We start from the raw sequence: 15170 nt of genomic DNA on the forward strand, positions 1-15170 counted from the left end.
GGGCTGGTCGGATATGGGAAGGTCGAAGGATGCAGGCAGACAGTCGCGGCCGACCCCAGTTGGTCCAGAGCTGGCGGGAGATCGAAGACCGCGACCCCGTGGGCCCGCTGTGGCGAGCAGCGCAGATCTTCCGACTCCTGTCATTCGTGTATGCGCTCGGCTTCCAGATCGCGATCAACGGTGACCTCACCCGGCCCGGCCTCACGTGGACGCTGTTCGGGATCCTGACTGCCGCCAACATCTGGTGGGCGGCGGGCTATCTCGTCGGATTCGGGCGACGCCCCTGGTTCGTGGCCGTCGAGGTCGCAGTGTCGGCGGGCATGATGCTGTCGACGTCGTTCGTCACCGACAACGACTGGATCAGCCACAACCAGACCTGGCCGACCACCCTGTGGATGACCAACGCCGCGCTCTCGGCTGCCGTCATCGGCGGCACTCTGTGGGGCGCCGCGGCAGCGCTCGCGATCGCCGGCGCCAATTACTACGTGAAAGGCGAGATCTACCTGAACTTCGGCCGCAACGCGACGACGATCCTGCTGGTGTCCGCCGCGGCCGCGGTCGGCATGGCCGCGTCCCGTGCCCGAACCGTGCACGGTGAACTCGTCTCCGCCATCGCCCTCGCAGCACGCTCAGCCGAACGCGACCGACTGTCCCGCGAAGTGCACGACGGCGTCCTTCAAGTCCTCGCGCTGATGGCCAAGCGCGGGCGGGAGATCGGCGGCGACGCAGCCGAACTCGCCGAACTCGCGGCTGAACAGGAACGCCGACTCCGCGCGCTCATCGCCGACGAACCCGACAGCCCCAACGCGCTTGCACCATCGAGTCGTGATCTCGCAGCCGCCCTGCGATCGTCGGTCGCGCACCGTGCCCAGGTGAGCGCCCCCGCCGACCCGGTGACCGTCGACGCCCACATCGCCGACGAGCTCCTCGCCGCCGTCGACAACATCCTCGACAACGTCGCGCACCACGCGGGCCCCGGCGCAGAAGCCTTCATCCTGCTCGAAGACCTCGGCGACGAAGTGATCGTCAGCGTCCGCGACGACGGCGTCGGCATCCCCGACGGGCGCCTCGCCGCCGCGGAAGCCGAAGGCCGACTGGGTATCTCGCAGTCGGTGATCGGCAGGGTCGAAGCACTCGGCGGGACGGCGCGTCTGGAGTCCGCGCCCGACGCCGGGACAGAATGGGAACTGTCCGCACCGAAACACGACGGGAAGGCCACACCGTGAGCGACCTACGAGTGATGGTTGTCGACGACCACCCGATGTGGCGCGACGGCGTGGCCCGCGACCTCACCGACAACGGGTTCGACGTCGTCGCCACCGCCGACAGCGTGGCCGCGGCAGCGGCCCGCGCGGCCGCCACCCTGCCCGACGTGGTCCTCATGGACATGAATCTCCCCGACGGAACCGGCGCACAGGCCACCGCCGCCGTGCTCGAGGTTCACCCGTCTGCCCGAGTTCTGATTCTGTCGGCGTCGGACGAGCGCGACGACGTCCTCGAGGCCATCAAGGCCGGAGCCACCGGGTATCTCGTGAAGAGCGCCCAGCAGTCGGAGTTGATCGCCGCGGTCACGTCCACCGGCGAAGGTCAGCCCGTCTTCACTCCCGGCCTCGCAGGACTTGTTCTCGGCGAGTACCGCCGCATGTCGCAGTCGCCGCAGTCGGACGCACCGGTCCTGACCGGCCGCGAGACTGAAGTACTCCGGCATGTCGCGAAGGGGCTGTCGTCGCGGCAGATCGCGACACGACTGGAGATCAGTCCGCGCACCGTCGAGAACCACGTCGGATCGGCGCTCCGAAAACTGCAACTCGGCAACCGAGTCGAACTCGCCCGGTACGCCATCGAACACGGACTCGACGCAGACTGACCCCCACTCGACGGGCAGGGGTGCGCACGCGCAAGTGACCAGGGGAAGTGCGTAGTCCTACTCATGTTCTCGCGCCCGATCCGGGCGAGGGTTGAAGGCATGAACGAGACCCCGCAGCCAACGCCCGTCAATCGTCTGTCCAACCAGCTGCCGCCGACCGGTCCGCAGCCCTACCAACCGCACGTCCAGTACCAGACCTCCGGCTACACGCCGTATCCCGCCATGGCACCGTTGCCCCCGACTCCGACCATCGGCCAACGACTGTCCGCCGCCGCCGAGAGCGGCCTCATTGGCCGTGTCCTCGCCGGTGTCGGCGTCGCGATCACGCTCTCCGGAATCGTGATGCTCCTCGTCCTCGCCGCACAGGCCGGACTGCTGCGTCCCGAAGTCCGTGTCGCAGGCGGCGGTGTTCTCGCCGCCGCACTCACTGCTCTCGGCATCTGGATCGGCCGCACACCCGCCAAGCGCCCCGGCGCCATCGCCATCGTCGCGACCGGCATCGCGGGCCTCCTGTTCGACGTCCTCGCGACCAGCGCGATCTACCACTGGTTGCCTTCCGCCGCGGCGCTCGGAATCGCAGGCGCCATCGCAGGCGGTGGACTCTACATCGCACATCGCTGGGAATCCCAGACCCTCGGCCTGATGGTGTCGATCCCGGTCCTTCTCCTCGCGCCCATCGTCACGCAGGGCATCGACGAGACGCTCGTCGCGTTCATGATCGTGTACGTCGCAGCCACCACCTGGATTCAGGTCGGTCGGGACTGGACAGCCATGTTCCTGGTCAACGCCGCAGCCGTCATCATCCCCGCCGGGATCTATCCCCAGTTCGCCGAGAACCCGTGGGTCGCGGCGTCACTCGCTCTCGCCGGAGTCGCTGTTCTCATCGGTTCCTCCGTCTTCATCGCTCGCACGAGCAGCAACCCTGAGCTCATCGCACTCGCCGCAGCGATCGGCGCGCTGCCCCTGATCACCTCGGTCACCGACCTCGGGGCACCTGCCGCCGCACTTCTCGCCAGTGGTGCGGCCGTGTTCGCCGCCGCCGCCTTCGGCACCGCACGCACCCTGGGACGCGACGTCCGGATCATGTGGCTCATCCCGTCGGGTCTGCTCCTGCTGCTGGCAGCCGGCTTTGCGGTCGACACGGCCTACCGCCCCTCGACGATCCTCGCCGCAGCTGTCGTCCTCGCCGGAGCGTCGTTCTACGCCCGTGACCTCGCGCTCCCGATCCGCGTCATCGCCACCGTGTTCGGATCCATCGGCATTCTGATGCTCAACGCTTACGGCGCCGCCGCCCAGGTGTTCGTCCCGACCCTCGACGAACGCTCCACGTACGCATCACTGCTCGTCGGCACCGTCGTCGGCCTGATCACCACCGCACTGCTCACCTGGTCGTGGGCCACCGCGTTCGGAACACACGCTCTCCGCATCACCATGGCCGGCGGCGTCACCGCCCTGTGGCTCATCACCACCGGCAGCCTCAGCGTCGCCCACCTCGTCACCGACGACGTCGACGCCGCATTCCGTGCAGGCCACGCGGCCACCACGATCATCTGGGGTTCGGTCGCCGTCGTCGCACTGCTGAAGGCTCGCCGCCTCGCCGGCTCCGACCGTGCAGTGGTCCTCACCGCAGGCCTGGCAGTCATAACCGCAGCGATCGGCAAGCTGTTCCTGTTCGACCTCGCCGCCCTCGACGGCGTGTACCGCGTCATCGCCTTCATCGTCGTGGGTCTCATGCTCCTCGGCCTCGGCGTCTCGTACGCACAGACCCTCGTCGCCTCGGACGACGAGCCCGCCCACGCCTGACCGTGTGAACGACGAACGGGCCGGATCCCTTCTGGGATCCGGCCCGCTTTCGTGTGTTGTTGCGGCGTTTCGACACGCGCCTCCGCTATCGCTCCGGCACGGCTCAACGAGCAGTGGGGCTCCGGCACGGCTCAACGAGCAGGAGGAACCTACCAGTCGGCCTCGTCGTAGACGACCATGCCGCGGATGTTGTTGCCTTCCAACATGTCGTCGTAGGCGCGGTTGATGTCCTCGAGGCGGTAGGTCTGGGTGACGAGGTCGGCGAGATTGAGCTGGCCGGACCGGTACTCGTTGAGCAGTTTCGGGATCTGCGTGCGCGGTCCGGCACCGCCGAAGATCGCGCCCTGGATCCGCTTCTGCAGGAGAGTCAGCTCGAACAGATTGAGCTTCACGTCCATCGCCGCGTAGTCGCCCATGCCGACCACCACCACCTGGCCGCCCTTCGCGGTCAGCGCGGCCGCCGGCGCGATGTACTCGCCCTTCATCTCACCGATCGTCAGAACGACGGTGTTCGCCATCTTTCCCCACGTCAGTTCGTTGACAGCAGGAATCGCCTCCTCCATCGACTCGAAGGTGTGCGTCGCACCGAGCTTCTCGGCCATGTCGCGCTTGAACTTCACCGGGTCGACGGCGACGACGTGCCGCGCACCGGACGCCTTCGCTCCCTGCACCGAGTTGATCCCGACACCACCGATGCCGACGACCACCACGGTGTCGCCGACGCGAGTCCCACCGATCTCCGATGCCGACCCCCAACCCGTGGCGACGCCGCAGCCGAGGAGAGCCGCCTGCTGAAGCGGGATGTCGTTCTCGACCTTCACCAGCGAAGCCTCGTTCACCGTGATGTACGGCGAGAACGTGCCCAACAGACACATCTGGGTGAGACCCTCACCGTTCTGCGTCACGCGGTGAGTCTTGTCAGAGATCGAGAGCCCGGTCAACAGACCCGCACCCTCGTCACAGATGTTCTGCGCGCCACGCGAGCACGGTTCACAGACGCCGCACGCCGGAATGAACGCGGTGACGACATGGTCGCCCTCGGCGAACCGAGTGACGCCCTCACCGACCTTGACGACGACACCCGCACCTTCGTGGCCGCCGACGACGGGGAACGGTGCAGGCGACTGCCCGGTCCGGAGATGGTGGTCCGAGTGGCAGAGCCCGGATGCGACCAGGCGCACCTGGACTTCCCCGGCGACCGGGTCGCCGAGCTCGACCTCCTCGATCTTCCATTCCTCGTTGACGCCGTGCAGGACTGCGGCTTTCGTCTTCATGCGCACATCACTCTCTTCGTGGAGTAGGTCGTTCGGGCCACACGCCTGACGTGTGACTACGGTCTCATCCTGCCCTCCGAGGGACGTTCCGCGTGAGCATATGTCGAATTACGCCAGCACCGGATCTGCATGCTCTGGCAACTCGACACGCCACGCCGAAATGGAAATCGGCGTGTCGATGCACGTAGCATCCGGGCTGTGACGAACGCCGGAAGCAGTGCCCGACCATCGTCGCCGCAGGCTCCGTTGACGCCCGCAGCGACCGGAAAGTCGGCGGACTACCGGCTCGACCTCGACGGGCTCCGCGGAATCGCGATCTTCCTCGTCGCCGTCTTCCACGTCTGGTTCGGGCGGGTGTCCGGCGGCGTCGACGTGTTCCTCACCCTGTCGGGCTATTTCTTCGTCGCCTCCCTGCTCAAGCACGTCATCACCACCAACCCGTCGGACGTCGGGTGGTCGGTGGCCATCAACCCCTGGCCGAGGCTGTCGCGAATGCTGCGGCGCCTGGTCCCCGCCCTGTTCCTGGTGCTGGCGGCGATCGCCGTCCTGATCTGGTGGTTGATGCCCACCACCAGGTGGGGCCCGCTCAGCCGCGAACTGTTCGCGTCGGCGTTCTACTACCAGAACTATCACCTGGCGTTCGCGTCGCAGGACTACGGCGCAGCCGACTCCGCGATCAGCCCGATGCAGCATCTGTGGTCGATGGCCATGCAGGGTCAGTTCTTCTTCATCACCATCATCTGCGCCCTCGCGCTCGGCGGCCTCCTCAAGCTCGGCGCGCGACGGTGGCCGGCGCTCGGCACGCCCAAGGTCATCACCGGGGTCGTCGGCGGACCGCTTGCGCTCGTCGCACTGGTGTCGTTCGCGTGGGCGAACTACCGCCACGGCATCCACCAGACGTTCAACTACTACGACACCATCGCTCGCCTGTGGGAGCCGATCACCGGCGGCCTGCTCGCGATCTGGATGCCGCGACTGGCGATGCCCCAGTGGCTGCGGTCGGCACTCAGCGTGGTGGCCGTCGCACTCATCGCATCGTCGGGATTCTGGATCGCCGGCGTCGAGGAGTATCCGGCGGCGATGGCCCTCGTGCCCGCCGGTTCGACGCTCCTGCTGATCTGGCTCGGCTCCACGGCGACCGCCCCGTCGCCGGACGCGGGCCTGTCGCCTACCGGGCGCGTGCTCGCGCACCCGCGAATCGTGTGGCTCGGTTCGATCGCGTACGCCCTCTACCTGTGGCACTGGCCGCTGCTGATCTTCTACATGACATGGCGTTTCCAGGACGACGTGTCGTTCCTGGAAGGCACCGGAATCCTGGTGGTCTCCGTCGTCATCGCGTGGTTCACCACCAAATACGTCGAGACTCCCCTGCGTGCCGGACGCGGCGGCGGATTCTCCGCCCGGTACCGCAAGCTCATGGCGATCTTCGTCGTCTGCGTGTCACTGTTCGCCTTCGCCAGCGCAGGCTACTGGCAGTACCGCGAGTCCAAGCAACAGATCGACACGACCAACCTCGATCCACGCCTCTACCCCGGCGTACGCGCGTTCTTCGACGACGTGCCCGTCCCGGCTGTCGACCCGGTGCCGACCCCCGAGGGCGCCCAAGGCGACTGGCCGCTCAATCACCGCCCCCACTTCTCCAACTTCGGAGATCCGTCCATCCGAATCGGCGTGTACGGAAACAAGCGCGCCAAACGTACGATCGCCGTGGTCGGCGGGTCGCACTCCGAACACTGGATGACCGCGATCGACGTCATCGGCAAACAACGCGGATTCCGTGTCACCACGTACATGAAGGCCGGCTGTGCACTCAGCACCGAAGCCGCCGTCGAGTTCAACGGGCGCATCCTCACCGAATGCAACGACTGGACCGAGCGCGTCATGGCGAAGCTCGCCGAGGACAAACCGGACGTCGTGTTCACTACTGCCACCCGACCCGTCGACGACGGCCGAGGCGACGTGACGCCGCGCGGGTACCTCGACATCTTCGATCAGTTCAAGAAGTCGGGGCAGAAGGTGATCGCCCTCCGCGACACACCGTGGACCCACGGCCCGATGCTGCCCCGAGACTGCATCGCCAATGGTCGAAGCCCCGAAGTGTGCGGTGTCAGCCGCGACCGTGCGCTGTCGCCGGTGAGCCCCATCGACGCGATCCGAGCCGACTACCCGAACATCACGTTCCTCGACTACAGCGACGGATTCTGCCGCGACGGCTACTGCCCCGCAGTGGTCGGCAACATCCTCGTCTGGCACGACTCACACCACTTGACCACGGCGATCGTCCGCAGCGTGATCCCGTACCTCGACTCCGACTTCGGGCGCGCCACCGGCTGGTGGAAGCCGGCGAAGGCGACCCGCTGACATCAGTCGAACAGACAGCGGACTGACGCGCCGTCGAAGCCCGGTGCCACGAGGACGACGTCGTCGTGGCCGCCGGTCCGGCTGTCGAGCAGCGCCCGGACCGGGGACACCGAACGGACGACCAGCGGATCGTGGGCACCCGGCGGCCGATTGCTGTGCTCTCCCGCAGTCAGGACCACCGACGCCGCTCCCTCCTGCTCGGCGTCGGTGATCAGGACTGCTGAGCCTCCGGCGAGAAGTGACGCGCCGACGGCCAGCGCCGACACGAAGCCCGCGGAGCCGCCGTCGACGTCGAACGTCCGGACCAGCGATGACGCGCCTATTCCGTCCCGGACCGCTGTGGCGATGCCTACCGCCGCGCGGTCGCCGACGTGGATCACCGCGGTGAGATCCGATGGACCGAGCCCGGCGTCGTCGAGCGCTGCATTTGCGGCACGGAGCGGAAGCAGCGTCCCCGGCCAGTCACCGCTGGTCACCGCTATGCCCGCCACGTGCAAGCCGGGTCGCCGCGTAGTCATGCGACCACGCTAGGCCCACCGTTGGAAGTGCCTATTCGTTCGAATGACGCACAGCGTCGAAAACCGCGCGCGGACGCGACAAGAGTGCCTCTCGGAGGTGATTGCGCACCTTGCTGTAGAGCGAGCAATGTCCGCACGGCGCGACCACACCGGTGGCGGCGACGCCGAACGCGTCGCACAGCATCACGGCGCGTCCGGCGTGGAAGTTCTGCGTGACGATGAGCGCCTCGGTGATCCCGAACTCGGACGCCGCTCGTCTGCATGTCGCAGCCGTGTTGAGCCCCAGCGGGTCGTCGACGATCACCTCGGGCGGCACACCGTGGTCGACGAGGTACTCCCGCATCACCGTGACCTCATTGCCTGCATCGTCGGAGTTGTTGCCGGAGTTGAGGATCCGGTCGAGCCGGCCCTGTCGGTACAGATCGACGGCAACGTCGAGTCGAGCCCGCACATAGTCACCCGCCTCACGGTCCTCGACCTTCGCACCGAGGACGATGAGAGTTCGCGGCGCGTCATCCGGCAACTCAGTCGGCTCCACCACTCGTCCGCGCGATGCGATCAAGACCCACGACGACGTCGTGATCACCAGAGCCTCTGCCGCGATCACCAAAAACAGGGAGAAGAGGCTGATCCGTCGAGTGAGCACCCGTCTACGGTAGTCACTTCGTCAGACCACTCGACCCCGACGACCGACCCGCAAGAGAATCGAATCCTGTGCCGTATGTCACAATGATTCGCCTGCGTGAGCGCGCAGAGCACCACTCACCCGGAGGCGCACCACCGATGCAGTACATGCCGGTCACGGAATCGATGTTCTTGGTCGCGGAGACTCGCGACCAGCCGATGCACGTCGGCGGACTGCAGTTGTTCGTACCGCGCGAGGGCCAGACCTCGGAGGAACTCGCCGAAGAGATGGCCGCCAGCTTCGCCGCAGCCACCGACGTGGCGCCGATGTTCCTCAAACGACCTGCGACACCCGCCCAGTTCGCCGGATACACGGCATGGTCGTTCGACGACGAGATCGATCCCGACTATCACCTTCGCCGCATCATCCTGCCCCGCCCGGGCGCAGTCCGGGACCTGCTTCGATACGTCTCGCTGAACCACGGCGCGCTGCTCGACCGACGTCGTCCGATGTGGGAGATGCACATCATCGAGGGGCTGGCCGACGGCCGAGTGGCGCTGTACACGAAAGTCCATCACTCCGTCGTGGACGGTGTGACCGCACTCCGACTACTGCAGCGGACGCTGTCGACCGATCCGGCCGACCGGACCGGGACCGCGGTGTGGGACGCACGATTGAAGCGCCGCCGGCCGCCGGTCGAGCGCGAGTCCAAAGGACTGCTCGCCTCGATCACCGGAGCCGCGAGTCAGGTGCTCGACATCGCCGATCAGGTGGTCGGTCTTGCGCCGGCCGCAGCCAAGATCGCGGTCGCGGGCGTCACCGACAAGGACTACTTCGCGCCGATGCAACAGGCACCGCAGACCATCCTGAACGTGCCGATCGGTTCGGCACGACGCTTCGCCGCGCAGGACTGGCCGGTCGAGCGACTCCGCGCAGTCGGCAAAGCGCAGAAGATGACACTGAACGACGTTGTGGTCGCGATGTGCGCGGGCGCGATGCGGACGTACCTCTCCGATCATGACGCACTGCCTGACGAATCACTGGTCGCAGTGATGCCGGTGTCTCTGCACGCCGACGGCGACGACGACGGCAACGCCGTCACCGCGATCTCGGTGCGGATGGCGACGGACCTGGAAGACGCGGGTGAGCGTCTCGCGGCGATCAAGGCGTCGACGACCGCAGCCAAGAAGGCGGTCCGCGGACTGCGTCCGCTTCAGGCGCTCGCCCTCGGCGCGGCCACCATCTGGCCACTCGCCTTCAACACTGTCCCGGGGTTCGTCGAGTACACACCCACCGGCTTCAACCTAATGATCTCCAACGTCCCCGGACCCGAGGAGCAGCTGTACTGGAACGGCGCACGTCTCGACGGCTGCTACCCGGTGTCGATCCCGATGGAGGGCTTGGCGATGAACATCACCGTCACCACGGTCTCGGGCAAAGCGAACTTCGGCATCATCGGTGCCCGAGCCGAGCTTCCCCGCCTTCAGCGCATCCTCGATCACCTCGAAACCACGCTGACCGAGCTCGAGGCCCTTCCGCCCGCCTGACTCACGTTCCCGGGAGGAGAGAGCGCAAAAACATCTCGGCCACCGCGATGGATCGCGGTGGCCGAGGCGTTTCCACTGAGGGATCGATCACGCAGCTGCGGGAGCCTCTTCGGCTGCTGCGGGCGCATCGTCAGCCGCAGGCGCTTCATCAGCGGCCGGAGCCTCGACATCCGCAGGTGCCTCAGCGGCCGGCGCATCCACCGGAGCCTCGACGACCGGGGCCTCAGTCACAGGCGCCTCGACAGCGGGCGTCTCGACGACGGGAGCTTCGACAGCAGGCGTCTCGACGGCCGGAGCGTCGACCACAGGCGTCTCGACTGCGGGCGACTCGACTGCGGGCGTCTCGACGGCAGGCTCGGCCTTCTTGTCGGCGACGACAGCAGTGGTCGGGGCCGGCGCGGTGTCAGCCTTCGGCTTGAAGAGGTCCGACTCGAACTTCGGGCCCTCCGGCGTCATGACGATGCGGAACAGATCATCCGAGAACTTCGGAATGATGTTGCCGCCGAGCAGGTCCATGACCGACTTCGGGATCGGAAGCTTGATGCCCATGGCCTCCTGGACCGCACTGAAGTCCGAGAGGACCTTGAGCGGGTTGCCCAGGGCAAGCGACAGCGGGTTCTTGATCGCGTAGACGACCGGGCCCTCACCCTCCTGCGACTTCTGGAAGATGAAGAGGATGCTGGTGCAGGACGAGACGTTCTTGCCGGTCGTCGGATCGGTGACCTGCGCGGTGCCGTAGACGGCGGTGCAGATCGTCTGTGCCTTGCCGGTGAAACCGTCGTGTTCACCGGATGCGGCGGCGATGCCGCCCAGAGCGGTGGCCGAGGCATTCTGACCGAGGCCCACCGCCAACGCGATGCCGCCGGGGAGCGCCTTGGCGTTGGCCTTCGCATCTCCGATGCCTGCAGCAAGGGCGAAGCCGCCCAGGTTGGCGTGCGCCAGACCCGTGCCGCCGAGGCCGCCGATGCCGATGGCACCGCTCAGGACGTAGTCGGCGATGGCCGTTCCGGTGCCGCCCGCACCGATGGCGGAGGTGAAGCCGCTACCGGAGATCGTGGCATTACCCGGGTAAAGGAGCTGCGGATCCCACTGGGAACCGAGGTCCAGCGGAATCGTGATCGCCTTGTTCATGTCACCCAGGTGGATCCCCAGGTTCGGCGCGATCAGACCGAGAATCGCATCCACACCCTTGGCGATGACGGAGGGAGCCGCCGTCGAGCAGTCGGCGGACCAGTGTTCCTCCGAATTGCTCTTGATCGGGTCGCCGGGGTTACAGCTGTAGGACGGGAGGTCCGGGACCCCCTCGGCAGCGTGCGCGGGAGCGGGCATGAGCCCACCTGCTGCCAGGGTCAAGGAAGCGAAGCCCGCCACCAGTGACCTGCGAATTGTCGACTTCTTCACGTCAACTCTTTCTCTGGAGTTCCTGTCCGGAACACGGATGTCGTGCATACAGGGGACACGACCTGACCCGACAGTAACTTCTGTGATTCGGGTTATGCCCACGGCGTGGGTATGCCACGAGTCACACGGCATGAATCATTCGTTCGCAGGACGAATTTGTGCCCGAGAGCACAGCGACAACCCCACTTGATCGATTGATCGACAACGATTGCTGGTCCAACGCCCGAACTTGGCGGCATCATTACTCACGAGTAACATTCTCTCCAGAGACCTGGAACACGTTGCAACCTGCGAAGTTAGGTAAACCTTGGCGGCGCAGGGCAGGGCCGAAGCCTTACGGTTACCAGGAGAAAAACGTCGACTTCGACGCGGGCATCGGCCGCTCACGTCGAGTCTTGGTACGACCTGAAGAAAGGCCGGTACTTCCATGACGACGACCACGGTTGTGATCGGATCGATTGCCGTTCTGATCAGCATCGCCTGCTGGGGTTCATTCCTCCGCGGCGTGACCAACATGGCGCGAACGATCTTCCAAGGACAGAAGGTCGACTCGGGGCGCTTCGCGTACCCGGGCAAGCGCCTGTACACGATGCTCAAGGAGTTCATCGCGCACACGCGCATGGTGAAGTTCCGAACCGTCGGCGTGGCGCACTGGCTCGTGATGATCGGGTTCCTCGGCGGCTTCCTGCTGTTCTTCGAGGCGTACGGCCAGGCGATCAACCCCGAGTTCCACTGGCCGCTCTTCGGCAACACCTTCGGCTGGCATCTGTGGGACGAGATCCTCGGCATCGGCACCGTGGTCGGCATCGTGACCCTCATCGTCATCCGGCAGATCAACCACCCCCGCATCCCGGGTCGCCTGTCGCGGTTCAGCGGCTCGCGCTTCGCCCCCGCCTACATCATCGAGAGCATCGTCCTCGTCGAGGGCCTGGGCATGATCTTCGTCAAGGCAGGCAAGATCGCCACGTACGGTCACGCGAACGCCGGCTCGGACTTCTTCACCATGCAGGTCGCCAAGCTGCTGCCGTCGAGTGCGCTGATGGTGGCACTGTTCGCCGTCGTCAAGCTCCTGTCGGGCAGCTTGTTCCTGCTTCTGGTCGGCCTCAACCTCAACTGGGGTGTCGCGTGGCACCGCTTCGCCGCGTTCCCCAACATCTTCTTCAAGCGTGAGTCCGACGGCGGCGTCGCCCTCGGCGCGGCCAAGCCGATGATGAGCCAGGGCAAGGTCCTGGACATGGAGACCGCCGATCCCGACGTCGACGCATTCGGTGCAGGCAAGATCGAGGACTTCAGCTGGAAGGGCTGGCTCGACTTCACGACCTGTACCGAATGTGGCCGCTGCCAGAGCCAGTGCCCCGCATGGAACACCGGCAAGCCGCTGTCTCCGAAGCTGATGATCATGTCGCTGCGAGACCACGCGTACGCCAAGGCTCCGTACCTGCTCGCAGGCGGCAGCAAGGACATGAGCGGCGACGAGGTCGGCCTCGTGGACGCCGACGGCAACGTCGACGAAGCCAAGCTCGCGGCGATCCCGGAGGCCGCTCGCCTGGAAGCCGAGCGCAAGCTCGTCGGCGAATCGCTCGGCAGTGATCCCGCAGGCGCGGTCATCGACGTGGAAGCACTGTGGAGCTGCACTACCTGTGGCGCCTGCGTCGAGCAGTGCCCCGTCGACATCGAGCACGTCGACCACTTCATCGACATGCGCCGCTACCAGGTGCTCATCGAGTCGGACTTCCCGTCCGAGCTCGCGGGCATGTTCAAGAACCTTGAGAACAAGGGCAACCCCTGGGGTCAGAACTCGTCGGCGCGCACCGCGTGGATCGACGAGATGGACATCAACATCCCGGTGTACGGCAAGGACGTCGAGTCGTTCGAGGGCTACGAATACCTCTTCTGGGTCGGTTGCGCCGGCGCATACGAGGACCGTGCGAAGAAGACCACGAAGGCCGTCGCCGAGCTTCTCGACATCGCCGCCGTCGACTTCCTCGTCCTCGGTGAGGGCGAGACCTGTACCGGCGACTCCGCTCGCCGCGCGGGCAACGAGTTCCTGTTCCAGATGCTGGCACAGCAGAACATCGAGACCTTCAATGAGCTCTTCGCGACCGCTCCGACGCAGCGCAAGAAGATCGTCGTCACGTGTGCACACTGCTTCAACGCTCTCGGCAACGAGTACCCACAGGTCGGCGGCGACTACGAGGTTGTTCACCACACGCAGCTGCTGAACCGCCTGGTTCGCGAGAAGCGCCTCGTCCCGGTGGCCCCGATCGGCGGCGGCGAAGCCGTCACGTACCACGACCCCTGCTACCTGGGCCGTCACAACAAGGTCTACGACGCTCCGCGTGAGTTGATGGACGCGGCGGGCGGCCAGCTCGCCGAGATGCCGCGTCACGGCGAGCGTTCCATGTGCTGTGGCGCCGGTGGTGCTCGCATGTGGATGGAAGAGCAGATCGGCAAGCGCATCAACGTCGACCGCGTCGACGAAGCGCTCGACACCCTGACGGCCGCACCTGCGGGTGAGACGACCAAGAAGATCGCGACCGGCTGCCCGTTCTGCCGCGTGATGCTGACCGACGGCGTGACCGCCCAGCTCAGCGGTACTGAAGACGAGGGCAAGGTCGAGGTCGTCGACGTCGCGCAGATGATTCTCGAGGGCGTCAACCGCGGTCGTGAGCAGGTCAAGCGTGGAGGCCAGTTCCTCGGCCCGATCGCCGTTGCCGCGCCTGTCGTCGAGGCTCCGGCCGCACCCGCTCCCGCAGCCAAGCCCGCAGCTGCTCCGGCAGCTGCCAAGCCCGCTGCCGCTCCGGCGGCCGGCGGCCTCGCTCCTGCGGGCGGTCTGAAGAAGCCGGGCGGTCTCAAGAAGCCTGGCGGTGCACCCAAGCCGGGTGGCGCGGCCGCCGCAGCTCCAGCGGCTGCACCGGCCGCACCTGCAGCCGGTGGACTGGCCATGGGCGGCGGACTCAAGAAGCCGGGCGGACTGAAGAAGCCCGGCGGTGCACCCAAGCCCGGCGGCGCAGCTCCTGCCGCTGCAGCTCCGACTGCTCCCACAGCCGCTCCCGCGGCCACCGCAGCGACCGAGGGCAAGGCCAAGGGCTTCGGCATGGCAGGCGGACTCAAGAAGCCGGGCGCCAAGAAGCCCGGTACCGCAGCTCCCGCCGCCGCTCCGACTGCGGCCGCTGAGGCACCTGCGGCGGAAGCTCCAGCGACTGCAGCGCCAGCCGGTGCTGCTGTCACTGCGGGAACCGAGGGCAAGGCCAAGGGCTTCGGCATGGCAGGTGGCCTCAAGAAGCCGGGCGCCAAGAAGCCCTTCGGCGGAGCTCAGGAACCACCCGCTGCCGCTCCGGCCGCAGCCACTCCGGCACCTGCTGCAGCAGAGCCCGAGACCGAGGCGGTAGCCGAGGAAGCACCGGCAGCTGTCGAGGCGGCCGAAGCCGCCCCGGCAACCGATTCGCGAACGATCACCGAGACTGGTGCGTCGAAGGCGAAGGGTTTTGGCATCGCAGCCGGAAAGAAGCGCCCCGGCGCTAAGTGATTCGATAGGAGAACGGCCCGGAAGCACCTGCTTCCGGGCCGTTTTCCGTTCGTTCGATCGACACCCATTCGGTAGCGCAATTGTGTTCCACGCCACTCATCAAGTCGGAAGTGTGCCGACTTACAGCAAATTGGCACACGGTTGTGTCAGATGATCACTCCAGTCACACGCGCAACAAGCACTGTCGTCGGATGTCTTAGATTCTCCTCAGCAATGCCCGAATCGACGCTCTCCCTGTCGCATTC

General features: G+C 66.4%; 10 protein-coding genes. 6 read left to right on the plus strand and 4 right to left on the minus strand.

Annotation, left to right across the window (positions count from 1 at the left end; translation table 11 throughout):
* Positions 1-29 precede the first annotated feature (29 nt).
* The 3 genes from macS to GM1_RS16690 all read left to right on the plus strand — a co-directional run bounded on the left by macS (position 30) and on the right by GM1_RS16690 (position 3670).
* Entirely contained in the window at positions 30-1226 is a 1197-nt protein-coding gene (gene macS, locus GM1_RS16680) for a MacS family sensor histidine kinase (RefSeq protein WP_008380763.1), read from the plus strand.
* Positions 1181-1867, plus strand: a complete 687-nt coding sequence (locus GM1_RS16685) for a response regulator (protein WP_052005447.1) — start codon at positions 1181-1183, stop codon at positions 1865-1867. The genes macS and GM1_RS16685 overlap by 46 nt, the downstream gene beginning before the upstream one ends.
* Before the next feature lie 99 nt (positions 1868-1966).
* The gene (locus GM1_RS16690) at positions 1967-3670 is read left to right on the plus strand and encodes a DUF2339 domain-containing protein (protein ID WP_008380765.1); all 1704 of its coding nucleotides are present in this window, start codon (positions 1967-1969) and stop codon (positions 3668-3670) included.
* A gap of 149 nt (positions 3671-3819) precedes the next feature.
* Here GM1_RS16690 and GM1_RS16695 read toward each other — a convergent pair whose 3' ends face one another.
* The gene (locus GM1_RS16695; protein WP_040520484.1) at positions 3820-4944 is read right to left on the minus strand and encodes an NDMA-dependent alcohol dehydrogenase; all 1125 of its coding nucleotides are present in this window, start codon (positions 4942-4944) and stop codon (positions 3820-3822) included.
* Positions 4945-5142: 198 nt separating this feature from the next.
* On the opposite strand from GM1_RS16695, the gene GM1_RS16700 reads away from it, so the two are divergent.
* On the plus strand, positions 5143-7305 hold the full coding sequence (locus GM1_RS16700; protein ID WP_052005448.1) for an acyltransferase family protein: 2163 nt from the start codon (positions 5143-5145) through the stop codon (positions 7303-7305).
* Between the two features lie 2 nt (positions 7306-7307).
* Here the strand turns inward: GM1_RS16700 and GM1_RS16705 are convergent, their stop codons facing one another.
* Positions 7308-7823, minus strand: coding sequence for a beta-ketoacyl-[acyl-carrier-protein] synthase family protein (locus GM1_RS16705; protein WP_157436132.1), 516 nt, complete (start codon positions 7821-7823; stop codon positions 7308-7310).
* Positions 7824-7854: 31 nt separating this feature from the next.
* Complete coding sequence (locus tag GM1_RS16710; protein ID WP_008380771.1) at positions 7855-8469, minus strand: SanA/YdcF family protein; 615 nt, start codon at positions 8467-8469, stop codon at positions 7855-7857.
* Between the two features lie 137 nt (positions 8470-8606).
* On the opposite strand from GM1_RS16710, the gene GM1_RS16715 reads away from it, so the two are divergent.
* Positions 8607-9995 (plus strand): WS/DGAT/MGAT family O-acyltransferase, encoded by a 1389-nt coding sequence (locus GM1_RS16715; RefSeq protein WP_008380773.1) that lies wholly within the window; start codon positions 8607-8609, stop codon positions 9993-9995.
* Between the two features lie 87 nt (positions 9996-10082).
* Here GM1_RS16715 and GM1_RS22720 read toward each other — a convergent pair whose 3' ends face one another.
* Positions 10083-11396 (minus strand): hypothetical protein, encoded by a 1314-nt coding sequence (locus tag GM1_RS22720; protein ID WP_176564440.1) that lies wholly within the window; start codon positions 11394-11396, stop codon positions 10083-10085.
* 427 nt (positions 11397-11823) lie between these two features.
* Between GM1_RS22720 and GM1_RS16725 the strand changes: the two genes are divergently transcribed.
* A complete protein-coding gene (locus GM1_RS16725) occupies positions 11824-14925 on the plus strand; it encodes a (Fe-S)-binding protein (RefSeq protein WP_008380777.1) in 3102 nt (1033 codons plus the stop codon).
* Positions 14926-15170: the final 245 nt, after the last annotated feature.

Origin of the sequence: Gordonia malaquae NBRC 108250, assembly GCF_000344135.1 — a bacterium.
Taxonomy (GTDB): domain Bacteria; phylum Actinomycetota; class Actinomycetes; order Mycobacteriales; family Mycobacteriaceae; genus Gordonia; species Gordonia malaquae.